Raw genomic sequence first — 21,209 nt, 5'->3', positions numbered from 1 at the left:
TACCTCGCGAGTCGGAAGTGGGTCGAGATTGCGATGAGCACTCGATGAGTACGCGATGAGTACGCCCATGCAGAAGTAGCGACGGTCCGGCGGACACCCCCGGACCAGAAGGAGCGAAGTGGCTAAGGTCCGGGTATACGAACTCGCCAAGGAGTTCGGAGTTGAGAGCAAGGTCGTCATGGCCAAGCTCCAAGAGCTTGGCGAATTCGTCCGCTCGGCGTCCTCGACCATCGAGGCGCCGGTCGTACGCAAACTGACTGATGCATTCCAGTCCGGCAACGGCTCGGCTGCGGCCAAGCCCGCCGGCAAGCCCGCCGCGCCGAAGAAGAAGGCCGCCGCCAAGCCCGGCGTCCCCGGCGCACCCGCGGCGAAGCCCGCCCCCGTCAGGCCCGAGCAGGCCGCGGAGCGCAAGCCCGCGCCGCGCCCCGGGGCCGACGCCGGCAGGCCCGCGCCCACCCCGGCGCCCCGTCCGGCTCCGGGCCCGACCCCGCCGGCCCAGAAGGCCCCGGCGCCCGAGGCTCCGGAGTTCACCGCGCCTCCCGCCGCGGACCGCGGCGGCGCCCCGAAGCCCGGCGCGAAGCCGGGTCCGCGCCCGCCCGCCCCCGCGCGTGGCGGCGGCGCCCAGGGCGGTGGCCAGCCCGGTGGCGGCGGCCGTCCCGGCGGCGGGCGCACCGGTGCGCCCGGCCCGCGCCCCGGCGGCCGGCCCGCGGGCCCGCGCCCGGGGAACAACCCGTTCACGTCCAGCGGCTCCACCGGCATGGCCCGCCCGCAGGCCCCGCGTCCGCAGGCCCCCCGCCCCGGTGGCGGCCAGGGCGGCGCGCAGGGTGCCGGCCCGCGTCCGCAGGCGCCGGGCGGCTCCCGGCCCACCCCGGGCGGCATGCCCCGGCCGCAGGGCGGCCAGGGCGGCGGTCCGCGTCCCGGCGGGCCGCGCCCGAACCCCGGCATGATGCCGCAGCGTCCCGCCCCCGGCGGGCGCCCCGGCGCCCCGGCCGGCGGTCGTCCCGGCGGCGGTGGCCGTCCGGGCGGCGGTCCCGGCGGTCGTCCGGGCGGCGGCGGTGGCGGCGGTCGTCCCGGCGGTGGCGGCGGCTTCGGCGGCCGTCCCGGTGGCGGCGGCGGTGGCGGCGGCTTCGGCGGTCGTCCCGGCGGTGGCGGCGGTGGCCGTCCCGGCTTCGGCGGCCGTCCCGGCGGTCCCGGTGGCCGCGGCGGCACGCAGGGTGCCTTCGGGCGTCCGGGCGGTCCGGCGCGCCGCGGTCGCAAGTCGAAGCGGCAGCGCCGCCAGGAGTACGAGCAGATGCAGGCGCCGTCCATCGGCGGCGTGATGCTTCCGCGCGGCAAGGGCGAGACGGTTCGTCTCTCCCGCGGCGCGTCGCTCACCGACTTCGCGGAGAAGATCAACGCCAACCCGGCGTCCCTGGTCCAGGTGATGTTCAACCTGGGCGAGATGGTCACCGCCACGCAGTCCGTCTCCGACGAGACGCTGCACCTCCTGGGCGAGGAGATGAACTACACCGTCCAGGTCGTCAGCCCGGAGGAGGAGGACCGCGAGCTGCTCGAGTCCTTCGACATCGAGTTCGGCGAGGACGAGGGCGGCGAGGAAGCGCTCGTGGCGCGGCCCCCGGTGGTCACCGTCATGGGTCACGTCGACCACGGCAAGACGCGCCTGCTGGACGCGATCCGCAAGACCAACGTCCTGGAGGGCGAGGCCGGCGGCATCACCCAGCACATCGGCGCGTACCAGGTGGCGACCGACGTCAACGGCGAGGAGCGCCGGATCACCTTCATCGACACCCCGGGTCACGAGGCGTTCACCGCCATGCGTGCCCGCGGTGCGAAGGCGACCGACATCGCGATCCTCGTGGTCGCGGCCAACGACGGCGTGATGCCGCAGACGGTCGAGGCGCTGAACCACGCCAAGGCGGCCGACGTGCCGATCGTCGTCGCGGTCAACAAGATCGACGTCGAGGGCGCGGACCCGTCGAAGGTGCGCGGCCAGCTCACCGAGTACGGGCTGGTGGCCGAGGAGTACGGCGGCGAGACGATGTTCGTCGACATCTCCGCCAAGCAGGGCCTGCACATCGAGGACCTGCTGGAGGCCGTCGTCCTCACCGCGGACGCCAGCCTGGACCTGCGCGCGAACCCGAAGCAGGACGCCGAGGGCATCGCGATCGAGGCACACCTCGACCGCGGTCGCGGCGCCGTGGCCACCGTGCTGGTCCAGCGCGGCACGCTGCGGGTCGGGGACACGATGGTCGTCGGCGACGCCTACGGCCGCGTGCGGGCCATGCTCGACGACCTGGGCAACCCCCTGGACGAGGCCGGTCCCTCGACCCCCGCCCAGGTGCTCGGTCTGACCAGCGTCCCCGGCGCCGGGGACAACTTCCTGGTGGTCGAGGAGGACCGTACGGCCCGCCAGATCGCCGAGAAGCGCGCCGCGCGCGAGCGCAACGCCGCCTTCGCCAAGCGCACCCGCCGGGTGTCGCTGGAGGACCTGGACAAGGTGCTCAAGGCCGGCGAAGTGCAGCAGCTCAACCTCATCATCAAGGGCGACGCGGCGGGTTCCGTCGAGGCGCTGGAGTCCTCGCTCATGCAGCTGGACGTCGGTGAAGAGGTCGACCTGCGCGTGCTGCACCGCGGTGTGGGTGCGGTCACCGAGACCGACATCGACCTGGCCACGGGCTCGGATGCGATCGTGATCGGCTTCAACGTCCGCGCCGAGGGCCGGGCGACGCAGATGGCCGAGCGCGAGGGCGTCGACGTCCGGTACTACTCGGTGATCTACCAGGTCATCGAGGAGATCGAGGCCGCGCTGAAGGGCATGCTCAAGCCGGAGTACGAGGAGGTGGAGCTCGGCACCGCCGAGATCCGCGAGGTCTTCCGCTCCTCCAAGCTGGGCAACATCGCCGGTGTGCTCATCCGCTCCGGCGAGGTCAGGCGCAACACCAAGGCCCGGGTCATCCGCGACGGCAAGGTGGTCGCGGAGAACCTCAACATCGAGGGTCTGCGCCGCTTCAAGGACGACGTCACCGAGATCCGCGAAGGCTTCGAGGGCGGTATCAACCTCGGAAACTACAACGACATCAAGGTGGACGACGTCATCGCGACGTACGAGATGCGCGAGAAGCCGCGCGCCTGATCAGCAGCACCGTCGGCAGGGGGCGGCCCTTCGCGAAGGGCCGCCCCCTCGCCGCCACTCCATCCCGTATATCCCGTACCGGCGGGTGATCCGGACACACGTGTACGTAGGGACGCTTTCCTGCGACTTCCTCCTCGGCGACGTACGGTCGCTGAAGGAGAAGCGCTCCGTCGTCCGCCCGATCGTCGCGGAGCTGATCCGCAAGTACGCGGTGACCGCCGCGGAGGTCGGGCACCAGGATCTGTACCGCCGGACCGTGATCGGTCTGGCGACGGTCTCCGGGGACGCCGGGCACCTCACCGAGACGCTGGACCGGTGCGAGCGGATGCTCGCCGCCCGGCCGGAGGTGGAACTGCTGACCGTACGGCGGCGGATCCACCACGAAGACGACGAGTAGAACGACTGGGCAAGGAGACGGACCAGTGGCCGACAACGCACGGGCGAAGCGCTTGGCGGACCTCATCCGTGAGGTCGTGGCCGAGAAGCTGCAGCGGGGGATCAAGGACCCGCGGCTCGGCTCCCGGGTGACCATCACCGACACGCGCGTCACCGGTGACCTGCGGGAGGCGACCGTCTTCTACACGGTGTACGGCGACGACGAGGAGCGGGCGCAGGCGGCGCAGGGGCTGGAGAGCGCCAAGGGCGTGCTGCGCTCCGCCGTCGGCGCCGCCGCCGGGGTGAAGTTCACCCCCACGCTGGCGTTCGTGCCGGACGCGCTGCCCGAGAACGCCAAGAACATCGACGACGTCCTGGAGCGCGCCCGGCTCCAGGACGAGAAGGTGCGCAGCGTCGCCGCGGGCGCGGAGTACGCGGCGGGGGCGGATCCGTACAAGCGGGACCGGGACGAGGACGACGCGGACGACGACGAGTCCGGCCCGGACGCCGGCGAGGCCGGCTCCGGCGCGGTGCGCGGCGGTGCGGACGGGGGCCCGGCGGGGGCATGAAGGGAAAGCCGACAGGTCCGGACGGCCTCGTCATCGTCGACAAGCCGGCCGGGCTGACCTCGCACGACGTGGTCGGCCTGCTGCGCCGGCTGGCCCGTACCCGGCGCGTCGGCCACGCCGGGACGCTGGACCCGATGGCGACGGGCGTGCTCGTCGTCGGCGTGGAGAAGGCGACCCGGCTGCTGGGCCATCTCGCGCTCACCGACAAGGAGTACCGGGCCACGATCCGGCTCGGTCAGACGACGGTCACCGACGACGCCGAGGGCGACGTCACCGCCGGTGCCGACGCCGGTGACCTTCCGCCCGGCGCCGTCGACGCCGCGATCGCCGGGCTGACCGGCGACATCATGCAGGTCCCGTCGGCCGTCAGCGCGATCAAGGTGGACGGCAAGCGGTCGTACAAGCGGGTGCTGGACGGCGAGGCCGTGGAGCTGCCCGCCCGGCCGGTGACCGTCAGCACGTTCGTGCTGCACGAGGTGCGGGCGGCGACGGCCGGGGACGGCACGCGGGTGACGGACCTGGACGTCACGGTGGCGTGCTCCTCGGGCACGTACATCCGCGCCCTCGCCCGGGACCTCGGCGCCGGCCTGGGCGTCGGCGGCCACCTCACGGCGCTGCGCCGCACCCGCGTCGGCCCGTACGGGCTGGACGGGGCCCGCACGCTGGAGCAGTTGGAGGAGCGGCTCGACGTACTGCCGATCGGCGACGCCGCGGCGGCGGCCTTCCCGCGCTGGGACGTCGACGCCGAGCAGGCACGGCTGCTGTCGCACGGCGTGCGGGTGGCGGCGCCGGCGGGGCTGGCGGAGGGCCCGAACGCGGTGTTCGGTCCCGACGGGCGGTTCCTGGCCTTGGTGGAGCCGGACGGGGGACGGGCCAGGGCCCTGGCGGTGTTCGCGTAGTCCGCGGAGCCACGAGGCGGGTGCGCCGTCCCGCGGTGCCCCGCGTTAGGCCGAACGGGTGGCCCTCGGGGGCGCATCGCGGCCCTCCTCGTTTCCGGTGATCAGCCGGTGGCAAGCCATGCCCTGGGGCTCACCCGGGGAGGCTGGCCGTTGCCGCATTCATCACCGCCACCGCGCGCGCCCGGCACCGTCGTACGCATCCGCGACCTCGCCGGCCGCCCGCGGGGCACCGGATTTCTCGTGGACGCCGAGGGCACCGTGCTCACCAGCCACGAGGCCGTGGACGGGCTCGCCCGGCTGGTCCTCCACGCCCCCGGTGACGTGCACACCTGGCTGATCGAGTCCTGGGACGTCACGTCGCTGCCGGGCGCCGACCTCGCGGTCGTACGGGCCCGGGGGCTGGCCGGCGCCCGGCCGTTCGCGCTCGCCGCCGCGGTGCCCGACGACGGCACGGAGGTGGCCGTCGCGCTGCCCCGCGCGCGGGTGCCGGGGCGGACGGTGGCCGCGACCACGGCCACGTACACCGCCACCGACCGCTACCACCTCGTCGAGGGGGTGCTGCAACTCGCTCTCGCCTCGCACGAGTCGCTGCACGTGGGCGGTGAGGGGAGCGGTGCGCCGGTGCTGGACGCCGCGAGCGGCGCGGTGGTCGCCGTGGTCGGCACCGCGCTGCACGCGGACCGCGGCGGGGTGGCCCACGCGGTACCGCTGCGCGGGGCGGCGGACGACGCGGCGGGGACGCTGGCGGGCGCCCTGGACCGGAGCGGGGCGCAGGTGGCGGCGTACGGGCGGGACCTGAACCCGGCGGGGGCGGTCGAGCTGGGGGTGGCGGGTGCCTGTGCGGTCGCGGGCGCCGGGGGTTTCGGGGGAGGCGGGGGAGCCGCGGCTGCGGACCGGGGTGCGGGAGCCGCCGGGTTCCTCCGCGGTGCCGCGGGAGCGGGGGGAGCGGTTGTCGCGGGTGACGGCGGGCGAGCCGCCCGCGCGGGTGGTGTCGCGGAAGCGCGGAATGTCCCTGCCGGCGCGGGCGCCGGGGGCCTTCGGGCGCCCGCGTGGGGGCCGCCCGTGGAGCGGCGCGAGGTGGGCGTGGAGTGGGGGCGGTTCTCCGCCGGCGCCGCGCCTGTCCTCGCCCTCGTCGGCGAGCCCGGCACCGGACGGTCCACCGAACTCGCCGGGCTCGCCGCCCGCCGCGCCGCCGGTGCGGCCCCGGCGCCCTCGGTGCGGCTGCGCGGCGCGGATCTGAAGGTCGCGGACGCGGGTGTACGGGATGCCGTGGCGCGGGCGCTGCGCGCCGCCGCCCGGGTGGTGACCGCGGCGGCGGGCACCGACGGGTGCGCCGGTGACCCGGCGACGGCGACGCCGGAGGCGGTCGCCGCGCAAGCACACGACGCCGGGCGGCCGTTGCTGGTCATGCTCGACGCCCCGGAGGAGATGCCGCCGGTACTCGCGCAGGCGCTGGGGGACTGGACGGCGCACACGGCGCAGTGGCTGGACGAGCACGGCGTACGGCTGGTGCTGGCGTGCCGGCCGGAGTTCTGGGAGCGGGCGGGCGCACTGTTCCCGGCGGGGATGCTGCACGCGGGGCGGCGGGCGCCGGACACGCTGCCGCCGTGCGTACCGCTGGGGGACTTCACCCCGGCGGAGGCGGCCCAGGCCCGCACCCGCTACGACATTCCCGCCACCGCCCTCCACCCGGCGGACGCCCGTCATCCGCTGACGCTGCGGCTGCTGGCGGAGGTACGCGGAGCGCTGCCGCGGGAGAGCGGGGAGGAGGAGAGCGGCACGGCCGGAAGAGGGGAGCCGGACGGGGACGGACCGGGCCGGCCGGCGGGGGACCCGGCGCCGGGAGCGGACGCTGCTTCGATTGCCTCGGCCCGTGAGGCGGACGGGACGCCGGCGCCGGGCCGGCCCGGGGCGGAGCCCGCGGCAATCCGCGCGGGTTCGGCAGAGACCGCGGACCAGGCCGCTGCCGGGAGCCCGGTGCCGTCCGGGCCCAAGCCGTGTGCACCGGGTCCGGGCCCGGCGGCCTCCGCCCGCTGCGGACGCGGCGGGACGCCGCGGCGGTGGGAGGTGTACGAGTCCTTTCTCGCGCTCGTCTGCCTGCGCATCGCCGAGCGGCTCGCCCGCAACGCCGGTCCCGCCGCTCCCCGGGGTGCCGCCGTCGGGCGGCTGGCCGCGTACGTCGCGGGACAGGTGCACGAGGCGGCGCGGCGGTGTCTGGGGCCCGGGCAGGGGGAGTTGGAGCGGGCGGCGTTCGAGGAGCTGTTCCCGTGGCGGGTGCCCGACCGTCTCGCCGGGCTCACCGGATGGGCCTCCGCGGTGCTCGACGAAGGGCTGCTGGTGCCCGCGGGCGCCGGGTACCGCTTCGCGTACGAGGAGTTCGCCGACTGGCTGCAGGGCGCGCACCTTGACGTCGACGCCGCCCTCGCCGTGCTCGTGCACCGCACGTCCGAGCGCTGGCGCCCCGGTGACCTGCCGTCCGCCGCGGACGGCGGCGCCGGCCGGCGCGCACTGCCGGTGCCGCCGCACCGGATCGGTGCGTGCGTCGAGGCGCTGCTCCTGCTGGAGCGGCGGCACGGGTGCACGGAGCTGGGCCGGCGGCTGACGGACCTGCTGGCCGTCGCCGACGCCGCGGCCGGCCGCCGCCCGGCGTTCCCGGAGGCCGGGGACGGCCCGCACACCGAGGCCGACGGCGGCTGGTGGGCCGCCCACCTGCTCGCCGGGATCCTGCTGCGCGTGCCCGACGCCCGCCCGTACCGGCAGGTGCTCCGGCGCCTCGCCGCCCGCGTCGCCGGCCACGCCGCCCGCGTCGGCGGGATCGCCCTGCTTCCCGGTGTGCTCGCCCCCTTCGGCCCGTCGTTCCTCACCCGGCTGCCCCTCCCGCTCGCCGACCGCCTGGACCTGCTGCGCCGCCTCGTGCCGGCGGACCCCCGCCGCCCGTCCGCGTACCTGACCGCCGCGGGAGAGCTGCTGCACGCCGAGCCGGCCGCCGCACAGCCGCTCCTCATCACCTGGTTCCACGACGAACGCGCCCTTGCCGCCGAGGGGGCCACCGTCGCCGACGCCGCGCAGGCGCTCCTCCACACCCACCGCGCCCGCGCCGCCGAGGATCTCGCCGACGCCCTCGTCGCCGCCCCCCACCCGCGCGCCGGCGAACTCCTCGCCGCGCTCGCCGAGGACGAGCCGTCCGCCCTGTGCCGCGCCGTGGAACGCTGGGCACGCGACCCCCGCGCGACACGGCGGGCCGCCGCCGCCACGTACGCCCCGGCGACCGCCCGGCACGCCCGTGACGCCGCCGACCGCGCGCTGCTGCGCGGCGCCGCGCAGGCCCTGCTCGCCCGGACCGACGACACCCTCCACGGCCCCGCCCTCGCCGTCCTCCTCCGCGATCCCGCCGTCCGCACCGCGCACCTCGCCCGCGCCCTGGACCTGTTCGCCGCCGACGACCCGCATCTCGCCCCCGCCGACTTCGCCCCCGCGCTCGCCACCCATCCCGGCCCCGTGCTCGACGCCTTCCGGGCGCGTCTCCACCGGGCCGGCAGCAACGCCGCCGACGTGCTGCACACCCTCGCGCACGTCCGCACGCCCGCCCCGGAGCTGGCGCGCAGCGCCGCGGACCTCGTCCGCGAGTACGTCGGCCACCACCCCGAAGGCGCCGTGGCCGCCGCCGACTTCGTCGACCGCCGGCTGGAACACGGGCAGGACGACCACGCCGTCCTCCTGCCGCTCGCCGTGGAACTGCTGACCGCGTACTCGCCGGTGGTACGCCGCGCACTCGCGCCGGTCGCCGCGGACCCCGGCACCCGCACCTCGTGCGCGCCGCGCCGCGAACTGCTGGCCCTCCTGCTGGACCGCGAGCGCGAACCCGCCGTGCTCGACGCCCTGCTCGCCGCGGTGGGCCGTACGGCGGCCGGGCGCGCGGAGCGGGGCACACGCGACCTCGTCCAGCGCATCGGACTGCTGCTGTCCAGTACCCCCGAGGGGGCGGCGGTCTTCGACCGGCGGCTGGTGGCGCTCGCCGCCGAGCTGCCCGCGTTCGCGGAGCACCTGCGCGGCTGGCTGGCCGCGGACCCGGACACCTGGGCCGTGCTGCTGGGCCCGAGCGCGCAGCTCGCCGTGGGGACGTCCCACCCGCGGCGCGCGTGCTGAACACGCGGACGTGCGGGGCGCGCGAGTGCCGGAGACGGCGGCGCCGGTACGCACCCCGCGCCCCGCGGCACGAAACCGGCCGTCCCGCCGGGCCGACCGGCGCCCGGGTCCTCCACCGGGGCCCGAGCATGGCAGTCTTGTCTTCCACGATCCTGCACGGGGCAGGCATGACAACGGCGGACCGAGGAGCGGGCACAGTGCAGCGCTGGCATGGCTTGGAGGACATCCCCGAGGGGTGGGGGCGCAGCGTCGTCACCATCGGCTCGTTCGACGGCGTGCACCGCGGCCACCAGCTCATCATCGGCCGGACGGTGGAGCGAGCCCGGGAGCTGGGCGTGCAGGCGGTCGTCGTGACCTTCGACCCGCATCCGATGGAGGTCGTACGCCCCGGCAGTCACCCGCCGCTGCTGGCCGCGCACCACCGGCGGGCGGAGCTGATGGCGGAGCTCGGCGTGGACGCGCTGCTGATCCTGCCGTTCACCGCGGAGTTCTCGAAGCTGTCGCCGGCGGACTTCGTGGTCAAGGTGCTGGTCGACAAGCTGCACGCGACGTGCGTGGTGGAGGGACCCAACTTCCGCTTCGGCCACAAGGCCGCCGGCGACGTCGCGTTCCTCGCCTCGCTCGGCGAGACCTACGACTACACGGTGGACGTCGTCGACCTCCAGGTCAGCGGCGCGGCGGGCGGCGGCGAGCCGTTCTCCTCCACCCTCGCCCGCCGGCTGATCGCCGAGGGCGACGTCGAGGGGGCGGCGGAGGTGCTGGGCCGCCCGCACCGGGTCGAGGGCATCGTCGTACGGGGCGCGCAACGCGGCCGGGAACTGGGCTTCCCGACGGCCAATCTGGAGACCCTCCCGCATACCGCGATCCCCGCGGACGGGGTGTACGCGGGCTGGCTGGACGCCGCCGGCGAACGGATGCCGGCGGCGATCTCGGTGGGCACGAACCCGCAGTTCGACGGCACGGACCGGACGGTGGAGGCGTACGCGCTGGACCGCGACGACCTCGACCTGTACGGGATGCACGTGGCGGTCGACTTCTTCGCCTTCGTCCGCGGCCAGGAACGCTTCGAGACGGTCGAGGACCTGAAGACCCAGATGCGCCGCGACGTGAACGCCTGCCGCGACATGACCTCCGGCCGGTGAGGGTATGGGGCCGTCCGGCCCCTGCCGGACACGCGTAGAACGCCGTTACTGTCCCCGCCCGCACACATCTGCAGGGGGGACGATGAGTAACTCGCCATATCCGCACCAGCCCGACGGCCCTTACCGGCCCGCGCCGGCCCCGGGCCCGTCCCGGCAGCACCGCAGGATCCGGATCGCCGTCGTCGCGGTCGGTGTCGTCGCCGTCTTCGGCGCCGGAGCCGCCGTCGGCGGCGGCTCCGGCGAAGCGGACGGCGCGGGAGCGGCGCCGACCGCGACGGCCACGGTCGAGTCGACCGCAACGGTCACCGCCCGGCCGGAGCCCGCGCCCACGGTCACCAAGACCAGGACGGTCGAGGTGGAGGTGACCGAGACGGAGACCGTCACCGCCGATCCGCCGCAGGACGGCGGCGCCCGCTCGGACCCGGCCGGGGACGGCGGCAACGACTCCGGGTACCCGGACGGCCCGCCGCCCGGCCCCGACCTCGACTGCGCGGATCTGCCGGGGCCCGTGTGGGTCGGGGGCAGCGACCCCCACGGCCTCGACCGGGACGGTGACGGCGTCGGCTGCGACTGACACCGGTCCGGCCGGTGGCGGCGTCCGTTTTGGGCCGGTCAGGGGCGGCGGCCCGTAGGCGGTGTCACGTCGGCGAGGTCGTCGTCGCGGTGAGGTGGCAGGCCACCCCCGGGCGGGTGCCGTCCAGTACCGGCAGGTCCGTGGCGCGGCAGGCGTCGGCGACGCCCGCCGAGGCCGCCTCGCCGGAGGCGAGGTGCTGGCAGCGGGCGTGGAAGCGGCAGCCGTCCGGGATCCGCGCCGGGTCCGGCGGCTCGCCGGTGAGCACCACCGGCGCCGTCCCCGACTCCGGCAGCACCGACAGCAGCGCCTTCGTGTACGGGTGCCGCGGCGCGGTCAGCACCTCCTCCACCGGTCCCGCCTCCACGATCCGGCCCAGGTACATGACCGCCACCCGGTCCGCGATGTTCCACGCCAGCCCCAGGTCGTGCGTGACGACGAGCGCGGACAGCCCCAGTTGGTCGCGGAGCCGCAGCAGCAGCGCCAGGATCTCGCCGCGCACCGAGGCGTCGAGCGACGCCACCGGCTCGTCGGCGACGATCAGTTCCGGGTCGAGGACGAGCGCGCCGGCGATGACGACGCGCTGCCGCTGCCCGCCGGACAGCTCGTGGGGGTAGCGCAGGAAGAACCGCTCCGGCGGGCGCAGCCCGGCGCGGGAGAGCGCGGAGGCCACGACGGCGCGTTCGTCGCCGCGGTGGCCGTGGATGCGCAGGCCCTCGGCGACGGCGTCGTAGACGGTGTGCCGCGGGTTGAGCGATCCGCTGGGGTCCTGGAGCACGAGCTGCGCGCGCCGCCGGTACGCCTTGAGCGCCCTGCTGCCGTACGACAGGGGCGAGCCGCGGAACGACACCTCGCCGGCCGTGGGGCGGACGAGGCCGAGAAGCGCCCGGGCCAGGGTGGTCTTGCCGCAGCCGGACTCGCCGACGAGGGCGACGATCTCGCCCGCGCCGAGAGCCAGGTTCACGCCGTCGACCGCCCGCGCGGCGGGCGCGCCGTGCCGCCCGGGGAAGACGATCCGCAGCCCGGAGGCGGCGAGCAGCGGCTCGGCGGCGGCGCCGTCGCCGGGTACGGGCGCCTCGGCCGGGTCCTTGCGCACGACGGTGTCCTTGGCCACGCCCCCGTCCGCGCCGCCGCCGTCCTGGGCGACGCCCCCGTCCGCCGCGTCCGGCGCGTCCCTGCGTGCGCGCGCCTCTCCCTCGCCCCGTACCGCCGCCGGCTCGTCCGCCCGTACGGCCTCCGCCCCCGCGTCCTTCGCCGTCTCCGCCGACTCCCCGTTCACCGTGCCTCCTTGACGCTGTCCACGTGTACGCACGCCGCCCGCCGACCCGGTCCCGCCTCCCGCAGCCGCGGGTCGTCCGCCGCGCACGTCTCCAGCGCCACCGGGCAGCGCGGGTGGAACGCGCAGCCCGGCGGCAGCCGGGCCGGGTCCGGCGGGTCGCCGGGCAGCCCCTGGGGCGCGCGGCGGTCCGAGGCGCGGCCGACGGCCGGGAACGCCGCCGCCAGCGCGCCGCTGTACGGGTGCTCCGCCGCCGCGAACACCCGATGCGCCGGGCCCTCCTCGACGATCCGGCCCGCGTACATGACGGCGAGCCGGTCGCAGGTGTCGGAGAGCACCGCCAGGTCGTGGCTGATCATCAGCAGGCTGATGCCCTGGTCGGCGACGAGCCGCTCGATGAGCCGCAGGATCTGGGCCTGGATCATCACGTCCAGCGCCGTCGTCGGCTCGTCGGCGACGATCAGCCGCGGGTCGCACGCCAGCGCCATCGCGATCATCACCCGCTGCCGCTGCCCGCCGGACAGTTCGTGCGGGTACGCGCCGCCGCGGGCGGCCGGCAGCCCGACCTGCTCCAGCAGCCCTTCGGCCCGCCGCCGGGCCGCTGCCTGGGAGGTCTCCAGCCGGTGCAGCAGGATCGGCTCGGCGATCTGGTCGCGTACGCGGTGGACGGCGTTCAGGGAGTGCATCGCGCCCTGGAAGACGATCGAGGCGCCCGCCCAGCGCACCGCGCGCAGCCGTCCCCACGACATGGTGAGCACGTCCTCTCCGTCGAGCAGGATCTCCCCGCTCAGCCGCGCCGAACGCGGCAGCAGCCGCAGCAGCGCCAGCGCCAGGGTCGACTTGCCGCAGCCCGACTCACCGGCGAGGCCGAGCTTCTGTCCGGCGGCCAGGCTGAGGTCGACACCGCGTACCGCGGGGACGGCCCCGGTGCCCGTACCGTACGTCACGTGCAGGTCGCGCACGTCGAGGAGCGTCACTTCGCCACCCCCAGCTTCGGGTTGAGCACGGACTCCAGCGCCCGGCCGGACAGCGTGAAGCTAAGGGCGACCACTGCGATGGCGATGCCCGGGGGCACCAGGAACGACCAGTGCCCGGAGCTGATCGCGCCCGCCTCGCGGGCGTCCTGGAGCATGCCGCCCCACGAGACGACCTGCGGGTCGCCGAGGCCGAGGAACGCCAGTGTGGCCTCGGTGAGGATGGCCTCGGAGATGACCAGCGTGGTCTGGGCGAGGACCAGCGGCATCACGTTCGGCAGCACGTGCCGGAGCATGATGTGGAGGTGTCCGCCGCCGAGGGCCCGGGCGCGTTCGACGTACGGGCGCGCCTCGATGGCCAGCGTCTGCGCCCGGACCAGCCGGGCGGTCTTGGGCCAGGCGGCCACGCCGATGGCGATGATGACGGTGGTGACCGACCGGGACATCACCGTCGCCAGCACGATCGCCAGCACCAGCGTCGGCATGACGAGGAAGAAGTCCGTGACGCGCATGATCACGCCGGACAGCCAGCCGCCGTAGTGGCCGGCGATCATCCCGACGAGGGTGCCGATGCCGACGGTCAGCGCGGCGGCCAGCAGCCCGACGGTGAGCGAGATGCGTGCCCCGTGGACCAAGAGGTCGAGCACCGGGCGGCCGAACTGGTCGGTGCCCAGCGGGAACGTCGTGCTGGGGTTTTCCAGGGCCGTGCCCGGCGCGTCGGTGACGCTGTCGGCGTCGGCGCCGACGAGCAGCGGCGCGGCCAGCGCCACGCAGCCGATGACGATGAGCGCGGCCAGACCCACGAGCCCCGCGCGCTGCCGGCGGTACGCGCGCCAGAAGCGGGCCGCCGACCGGCGCCGGCGGGCGCGGGCAAGCGCCCGCGGGTCGGTGGTCGCGGGTTCTGCGGCGGGCGGGACGGTGGGCTTCGGGCCCGGCCCCTCGCCCAGTGCGTCGGTACTCATCGGCCCACCCGGGGATCGAACAGCGGATAGATCAGGTCGGCGACCACGCTCGCCAGGATCATCGAGCCCGCGTAGACGATGAACAGACCCTGAATCAGCGGCAGGTCGGGGACGCTCAGCGCGTGGTAGAACAGCCCGCCCAGGCCCGGCCAGGAGAAGACCGTCTCCACCAGGATGGAGCCGGCCGCGATGAAGCCGAGGTTGACGAAGACCAGCGTGATCGTCGGGAGCATCGCGTTCGGGACGGCGTGCCGGCGGCGTACGAGGTCGTCGCGCAGTCCCTTGGCGCGGGCGGCCGTCAGATAGTCGCTGCCCATCTCGTCGAGCAGCGAGGAGCGCATGACCAGAAGCGTCTGCGCGTAGCTCGCGGCCACGAGGGTGAGCACGGGCAGGAGCATGTGGTGGATCACGTCCACGACGTAGGCGATGCCGTGCTCGCCGCCCGACTCCATGCCGCCGGTGGGGAAGAGCCCGGGGATGGGGCCGATGCCGACGGAGAAGACGATGATGAGCAGCATCCCGAGCCAGAAGTGCGGCACCGACCACAGGGTGAGCGCGACGCCCGTGTTGACCTTGTCGCCGAGCCCGCCGTGCCGCCAGGCGGCCCGGGTGCCCAGCCACAGGCCGAGCGCGCTGTAGAGCACCACGGCGGTGCCGGTGAGCAGCAGGGTGGCCGGCACACGCTCCCGGATGAGGTCGAGCACCGGCTCGTTGAACTGGTACGAGTCGCCGAGGTCACCGGTGAGCGCGTCGCCGACGTAGCGCGTGAACTGCTCCCACAGCGGCAGGTCGAGACCGTACTGCCGGCGCAGCGCGGCGAGTTGCTCGGCGTCGACCTTGCGGCCGTGCGTCATCGTCTTGACCGGATCGCCGGGGATGATCCGGAAGAGGAAGAAGCTGGTGACGAGGATGGCGAAGAGGGAGACCGCGGCGCCGGCGAGCTTGCCCGCCACGTAGCTGAGGTAGGCGCGGCGGGAACTGCCCGCGGAGCCGCGGGCGCCGGGCGCCGTTTTCACGGCGGCGGGGGTGACGGGTGCGTCTGCCGTAGACATGGCCCTCGCTTTGCTGGGGTGCCGTCCGGGGGTGCGTGGCGGTGCGTCGCGTGCGGTGACGGGATGGGGCTCGGGCGGTGGGGCACCCCGCGGCGGGCGCGTACGGGCTACTCGCGGTCCTCCGCGGTGGCCCGGCGGCGCAGCGTGAAGACCACACCCGCCGCGACCGCCACCACGACGGCCGCGCCGCCGCCGAGCACCACGCCCGTCGCCGAGCCGCCGTCGTCGGACGCCTCGGCGGCGGGGACCGCGGTGGCCCAGCTCCAGGAGCCGTCCTGGCCCCAGATGTTGCCGTTGCCGGCGGGCATCGCGGTGATCGACTCGATGTGGTCGGTACGGTACGCCTCCACGGAGTTCGGGTACGCGAGCACGTTCATGTACCCGGTGTCGTAGAGCACCGACTGCATCTCCCGGACTATCTCCGCGCGCTTGGCCGGGTCGTCGTACGCGGCGAGTTGCTCGGCGTAGAGCCGGTCGTACTCCTTGTTGCAGATGAAGTTGTCCGTCTGCCCGACGACGTCCTCGGATTCCGGCAGCGCGGCGCAGGTGTGGATGGCCAGGACGAAGTCCGGGTCGGGGTTGACCGACCAGCCGTCGAAGGCGAGGTCGTACTCACCGGCCACCCACGGGTCGCCGACGTTGTCCAGGCACTGCAGGTCCAGGCCGATGCCCAGCGCGCCCCACCACTCCTCCAGGAACTTGCCCGCCGCCTTGTCCTTGGGGTCGGTGGCGTGGCACAGCATGCGGAAGTTCAGCGGCTTGCCGTCCTTGCCGACGCGCTTGCCGTCCTTGAGCTCGTAGCCCGCCCGGTCCAGCAGTCGCGCCGCCTTCTCGGGGTCGTAGCCCTTCTTCTGCTCGGCCGACGGCTTCCAGTGGTAGTCGGCGAAGCGCGGCGGGATGTAGCCCTCGCCCTCGACGCCGTGCCCCTGGAGCACCTTGTCCACGATCTCCGTGCGGTCCACGGCGAGGAACAGCGCCTCGCGCACCCGCGGGTCGTGCAGCGCCGGATGGCCGTCACCGAACCTGCGGCCCTCGGTGTCCCGCGCCCCGGGGTTGGTGGCGATGGCCCAGAAGCGCCGGCCCTGGCCGTCGTTGACCTTGATGTCGGAACGGCCCTTCAGCGAAGCGGCGTGCGCCGGCGTCAGGTCGGGCACGAAGGACACCTCGCCCTTGCGCAGGGCGGCGACGGCGGCGTCGGTCTCCTTGTAGTACTTGAACGTCAGCTCGTCGAACTTCGGCTTGCCCCGCCAGAAGTTCTCGTTGGGCTCGAAGGTGACATGCGAGTCGGTCTTGAAGGCCGTGAGCACGTACGGGCCGCTGCCGACGACCGGGAAGTCCTCGTCGTTGTTGAACTTCCCGAGGTCGCCGATGTCCTGCCAGACGTGCTTGGGCACGATCGGCAGGTCCATCGAGTTCATCGTGGCCTGCGGCTCCTTCAGCTCCACGACGAGCGTGCGCGCGTCGGGCGCCGAGACCTTCGCGAAGTTGGCGACGTACGAGCCGTTGGCCGCGCCGGCGGCCTCGTCGGTCATCATCGTGTGGAACGTCCAGCGGGCGTCCTCGGCGGTCAGCGGTTCGCCGTCGGACCACTTCACCCCGTCACGGATGGTGTACGTCCACGTCTTGCCCGCGTTCGAGGGCTCCCACTTCTCGGCCAGCCCCGGGATGGGCTCCTGCGTCTTGACGTCGTAGTTGACGAGGGAGTCGTACATGAGCCGGTTCAGGCTCGTGGCCACGAGGGTGACCGCGAGGAAAGGGCTGAGGGAGTCGACGCTCTGCGCGACGGCGGCCGTCAGGACCTTCTTGTCGCCGCTGCCGGCGTCGTCGTCCTGGGCGGACTCGGCCGCCGCCGGGCCGACTGCGGCGGCGCCGATGAGCGCGAGAGCCGCGACGCCCGCGCAGAGCGCGCGGCGCAGCCGGCGGCCGGGGCGGGCGGCGGGGACAGGTCGGCGGAGTGGACCGGGCGTCAAGGCGTTGTCGTCGATGGGCTGCATGACACCTCGCGGGCTGAAGGGGGGCGGGATGCCGGCTGACCGGCCTGGCGGTCGGGTCTGTCTAGCGAGGTTGGTCTAAACATGTCAACGACCATGACCGGCATGTACGAGGGCGATACCCGGCTGAAACGCGAATGAGGCCCGCGCCTTCAAAAAGGCTGCGGGCCTCAGTGGTTCAACCCAATGGCGGCAGGCCGGGCGGGCGGCCGTCCGGGGCCGGCCCGGCGCGCGGCGGCGCCGCGCGCGCCGGGCGCGCGCGTTTGCGCTGGCCGCTGCGCCGGTGGCACCCCGGGGCGACCCGCCGCCGGGGCCGCCGACGGGCGCGCGGAGGGCGTCACCCGTACGGGCTCGGGCCGGACTGCGCCTGCGACGGGCCGGTGCCGGGCGCGCCACCCGGATAGCCGCCTCCGCCCGGGTATCCCCCGCCCGCGCCGTACCCGCCGCCGGACTGGCCGGGCAGCGGCGGCATCGCGTGCGGCGGCTGCTGGCCGCCCTCGCCGGTCCACAGGCCCTGTGCCTGCTGGGCGCGGGTGAAGTCCTCGGCGACGAGCGCGGCGAGGTTGAAGTAGGCCTCCTTGGTCTTCGGCCGCATCATCGACAGGTCCAGCTCGGCGCCCGCCGACAGGTGCTCGTCGAACGGGATCACCTGCACCGCGCGGGTGCGCTGCTTGAAGTGGTTGACGATGTCGTCGATCTTGATCATCTTGGCGGTCTCACGGACCCCGGAGATGACCGTGATGCTCCGCGTCACCAGGTCGGCGTAGCCGTGGGCGTGCAGCCAGTCCAGCGTGGTGCTGGCGCTGGACGCGCCGTCGACGGACGGCGTTGCCACGACGATGAGCTGATCGGCGAGGTCGAGCACCCCGCGCATGGCGCTGTAGAGCAGACCCGTGCCCGAGTCGGTGAGAATCACCGGGTACTGCTTGCCGAGGACGTCGATGACGCGCCGGTAGTCCTCGTCGTTGAACGTCGTGGAGACCGCCGGGTCGACGTCGTTGGCCAGGATCTCCAGGCCGGACGGCGCCTGCGAGGTGAACCGGCGGATGTCCATGTAGCTGTTCAGGTACGGGATCGCCGTCACCAGGTCGCGGATCGTCGCGCCGGTCTCGCGGCGCACCCGGCGGCCCAGCGTGCCGGCGTCCGGGTTGGCGTCGATCGCGATGACCTTGTCCTGCCGCTCGGCGGCGAGGGTCGCGCCGAGCGCGGTGGTGGTCGTGGTCTTGCCGACGCCGCCCTTGAGGGAGATCACCGCGATGCGGTAGCAGGACAGCACCGGCGTGCGCACGAGGGCGATCTTGCGCTGCCGCTCCTCCTCGGCCGCCTTGCCGCCGAGCTTGAACCGGGACAGGCCGCCGCGCTCCGACTTGCGCTGCGGCTTGTGCTTGTCGTGCAGGAGCTGGTCGGAGGACAGCTCGACCGCGGCGGTGTAGCCGAGCGGAGCGTTGTGCACCGGCTGGCGGCGCTGCTCGGGCGTGACGTCGGGCCAGCCACCGGACCGCGGGTCGCCACCGGGCTGGGGCGGCGGCGCCGGGGACGTGGCGGGGGAGAGGGCTCCCTGGCCCGGGGCGCCGGGCTGCGAGCCGCCGGCGGGCGGAAGGCCCGGGGGCTGGTGGCCCGGCTGTCCGGGCTGCTGGCCGGGCTGGGCCTGCTGCGGGGGCTGGCCGGGCGGCCCCGGGTAGGCGCCGGGCTGTCCGGGCTGGTGTCCCGGCTGTGCCGCGTGGCCCTGATGACCCGGCTGGTTCTGCTGGCCCTGCTGCCCCTGCTGGCCGGGTTGGGCGCCGGGCTGGGGCCAGCCGTAACCGCCCTGCGGGGCCTGGGCGTCGGGCTGCTGGCCGGCCGGCGGTACGGGCACGCCGGAGGGCGATGCCACCGTCCAGCCGGGCGGCGGCTCCGCGGCGGGCCCGGAACGGGGCGTCTCGCCGGGCGCGCCGGGCGCGGGCGGGGTGTGCGGTGCGGGGAGCCGGCTGCCGGGCACGGACTGCGCGCCGGGGGCGCCGGGCGGCGTCGCCGGCGCGGGCGAGGCCGGGGCCTCCGCGGCGCCGGGCTGGAGGGCGCCCGGAGCGGGCTGGGCCGGATACGGCTGCTGGGGCGGCGCGGCGGCAGGCGGGGCGGAGGGCGCCGCCGGGGGAGCCGCGGGCGGCTGCGGCGCCTGCTGCTCGGGTGCGGGCGGCTCGCCGGGCGACTGCCACGGCGCGCCCGCGGCGGGCGGTGGGCCGGACGGCAGGTCCGCCGCCGCGGGGCGCTGCGGCTCGGCGGCGGGGAACTGCGGGGGCAGCGGCGGCAGCGCCGTCGGCGAGGCGGACTCGCCGGGGGCGGGCGCGGGCGCCCACGGGTTGGCCCCGGCCGGGGCGCGGTCCGTCACGTACGGGCTGGCCTGCGGCGGCGCGTCCTGCGGCTCGTCGTCGCGGGCGGGCGCGGCGTCGGCCGGCACCCGGTCCTGCACCTCGGCGGCGGCGGGCACCGCGTCGTTCGGCTCGTCGTCCGCGGGCGTACGCTCCTCGGCCGCGGCGGCCTGGGCGCGCAGCGAGGCGGGCGAGAAGCGCATGGTCGCGCCGCTCACCACGTCGCCCCTGTCCGGCTCGCCCTGCGCGTCGTCGTCCTCCTCACGGTCGACCTGCGCCGTGCCGGGCGCCGCGTGGGCGACGAGCGGGGTCAGCGTGCGCGTGGCGTCGTCCGGGTACGGGGCGGGCGTACCCGCGTCGTCGGCGTCCGGCCGCGGGGGCGGCGCGAACTGCGGTGCGGGGAAGGCGGACGCGGCGGGCGCTGGTGCGTCACCGGTGTCCGGCTCCGCCGCGGTCGGCGTCGCGGGCAGGGGCGGCCAGGCGGCGCCGGCCTCGGGCGCCCCGGCGCCGCCGCCCGACGTGCCGGTCCCGGTGTCAGCGGACTCCGGAGTGCCGGCGAAGGCGGGCCACGCGGACCCCGACGCGGCGGACTCGTCGGTGTCGGCCTCGGCCGTGCTGCTCCGCCAGTCGCCGCCGGGCGGGGCACCGGTCGTCTCCGGCGACGCGGCGGCCTCGTCGTCGTCCGCCGTCTGCGCGGCGGGCCCCTCGCCGGCGTCCGCGGCCGGCGCGGCGGTGCCGTTCCAGTCGGTGCCGCTCTGCGGCTCGCTGCCGGACACCTCCGGCTCCGCCTCGGGGGTCTCCTCGATGTCCGCGGTCGCGGCGGTCTGTGCGTCGTCGTCCGCCGTCCGGTCCGCGGGCGTGCTCGCGGACGGGAAGGGCCACCCCGACTCCGAGTCGGTGCTGTGCCAGGTGTCGTCGGCCCCGTCGTCCTCGTCCGGCCGCGCGGCCTGGTCCGGCTCCGGGAGGGAGTCCTCGTCCGGCTGCGCGGCAACCGCCGGTTCGGGCAGGGCGTCGTCCCCGGGACCGTCGTCGCCGGCCGTCTCGGCGTCGCCGGACCCCTCGGAGCTCTCCCCGTCGTCGTCCGCGTCGGCCGTCGTGTCCGCGGACCGCGCCGCGGCTTCGGCGGGCTCGTCGTCCGTCTCCGGCCCGGCGGAGACGGGGTCCTCGTCCGCGGGCGTCGCGGCGGCGCCGCCCCCGTACCAACTCGGGGCGCTCACCGGGGACGACGTGAACTCCCCGGTCTCCGCCGCGAACGCCACCGCACCCGGGTCCGTCGCCGCCGTCAGCGGCGAGGAGCCGTCCTCGTCCGCGTACGTGTCGTCCCGGTCCTCGTCCGTGTACGCCGCGTCCCGGCTCTCGTCCTCGTCCCGGTCCTCACCGGCGTCCGGTCCGGCGGCCGCCGGCGCCGCCTCCGGCGGCTGGGGCTCCGCGGCCGCCCCCGTCTCCGGCGGCTCGTCCGGAAGCGTCAGCAGGAACGGCGGCGGCGTCATCGACTCCGGCACCGGACCCGGGGCCGGTGCGTGGGCGGCGGTGAAGCCGTTGGGCAACGGGGGCATCGCGGAGCCGGCGTGGGGCGAGCCGGTGCCCGCCTCCTCATCCTGTCTGGTGCCCGGGGCCGGCACTCCCTGCGTGTACCAGGCCGCGGGAGCAGGGCTGTTGGTGAACTCGCCCGTACCCTCCGGTTCCGTACCGGACCGCTCGACATCGGGGCTGGTCCGGCCCGCGCCGTTCTCGTCCCGATCGCTGCTCACTGTGCCTCCCGAGTCCCCTCGCA

Annotated in this window: 13 protein-coding genes; 7 read left to right on the top strand and 6 right to left on the bottom strand. The window is 75.6% G+C overall.

Annotation, left to right across the window (positions count from 1 at the left end):
* Positions 1–118: 118 nt before the first annotated feature.
* From infB to I003_RS36400, 7 genes are all read left to right on the top strand, one after another.
* Complete coding sequence (gene infB, locus I003_RS0110415) at positions 119–3,133, top strand: translation initiation factor IF-2 (RefSeq protein ID WP_027771467.1); 3,015 nt, start codon at positions 119–121, stop codon at positions 3,131–3,133.
* A gap of 100 nt (positions 3,134–3,233) precedes the next feature.
* Complete coding sequence (locus tag I003_RS0110410; protein ID WP_027771466.1) at positions 3,234–3,530, top strand: DUF503 domain-containing protein; 297 nt, start codon at positions 3,234–3,236, stop codon at positions 3,528–3,530.
* A 25-nt stretch (positions 3,531–3,555) separates the two neighbouring features.
* On the top strand, positions 3,556–4,077 hold the full coding sequence (gene rbfA / locus I003_RS0110405) for a 30S ribosome-binding factor RbfA (protein ID WP_027771465.1): 522 nt from the start codon (positions 3,556–3,558) through the stop codon (positions 4,075–4,077).
* Positions 4,074–4,976, top strand: coding sequence for a tRNA pseudouridine(55) synthase TruB (gene truB, locus I003_RS0110400; protein ID WP_027771464.1), 903 nt, complete (start codon positions 4,074–4,076; stop codon positions 4,974–4,976). Before rbfA ends, truB begins: the two co-directional genes overlap by 4 nt.
* A 150-nt stretch (positions 4,977–5,126) precedes the next feature.
* Entirely contained in the window at positions 5,127–9,122 is a 3,996-nt protein-coding gene (locus I003_RS34685) for a trypsin-like peptidase domain-containing protein (RefSeq protein WP_027771463.1), read from the top strand.
* Between the two features lie 197 nt (positions 9,123–9,319).
* Positions 9,320–10,264: a bifunctional riboflavin kinase/FAD synthetase gene (locus I003_RS0110390; protein WP_027771462.1), complete on the top strand. Its 945-nt coding sequence runs from the start codon at positions 9,320–9,322 to the stop codon at positions 10,262–10,264.
* An 82-nt stretch (positions 10,265–10,346) separates the two neighbouring features.
* Positions 10,347–10,838, top strand: a complete 492-nt coding sequence (locus I003_RS36400; RefSeq protein WP_051368178.1) for a hypothetical protein — start codon at positions 10,347–10,349, stop codon at positions 10,836–10,838.
* Positions 10,839–10,902: 64 nt separating this feature from the next.
* Here I003_RS36400 and I003_RS0110380 read toward each other — a convergent pair whose 3' ends face one another.
* The 6 genes from I003_RS0110380 to I003_RS0110355 all read right to left on the bottom strand — a co-directional run bounded on the left by I003_RS0110380 (position 10,903) and on the right by I003_RS0110355 (position 21,186).
* Positions 10,903–12,114: an ABC transporter ATP-binding protein gene (locus tag I003_RS0110380; RefSeq protein WP_106966271.1), complete on the bottom strand. Its 1,212-nt coding sequence runs from the start codon at positions 12,112–12,114 to the stop codon at positions 10,903–10,905.
* Complete coding sequence (locus I003_RS0110375; RefSeq protein WP_027771460.1) at positions 12,111–13,088, bottom strand: ABC transporter ATP-binding protein; 978 nt, start codon at positions 13,086–13,088, stop codon at positions 12,111–12,113. Before I003_RS0110375 ends, I003_RS0110380 begins: the two co-directional genes overlap by 4 nt.
* Entirely contained in the window at positions 13,085–14,047 is a 963-nt protein-coding gene (locus I003_RS0110370) for an ABC transporter permease (RefSeq protein WP_027771459.1), read from the bottom strand. The genes I003_RS0110375 and I003_RS0110370 overlap by 4 nt, the downstream gene beginning before the upstream one ends.
* The gene (locus I003_RS0110365; protein ID WP_027771458.1) at positions 14,044–15,099 is read right to left on the bottom strand and encodes an ABC transporter permease; all 1,056 of its coding nucleotides are present in this window, start codon (positions 15,097–15,099) and stop codon (positions 14,044–14,046) included. The genes I003_RS0110370 and I003_RS0110365 overlap by 4 nt, the downstream gene beginning before the upstream one ends.
* Positions 15,100–15,206: 107 nt before the next feature.
* Positions 15,207–17,093, bottom strand: coding sequence for an ABC transporter substrate-binding protein (locus tag I003_RS0110360; RefSeq protein WP_027771457.1), 1,887 nt, complete (start codon positions 17,091–17,093; stop codon positions 15,207–15,209).
* A 334-nt stretch (positions 17,094–17,427) separates the two neighbouring features.
* The gene (locus tag I003_RS0110355; RefSeq protein WP_027771456.1) at positions 17,428–21,186 is read right to left on the bottom strand and encodes an SCO5717 family growth-regulating ATPase; all 3,759 of its coding nucleotides are present in this window, start codon (positions 21,184–21,186) and stop codon (positions 17,428–17,430) included.
* Positions 21,187–21,209: the final 23 nt, after the last annotated feature.

The sequence above is a fragment of the Streptomyces sp. CNQ329 genome (assembly GCF_000482585.1).
The sequence above is the reverse complement of the archived record's forward strand: the minus strand, read 5'-3'. Positions and strand labels throughout refer to the sequence as shown.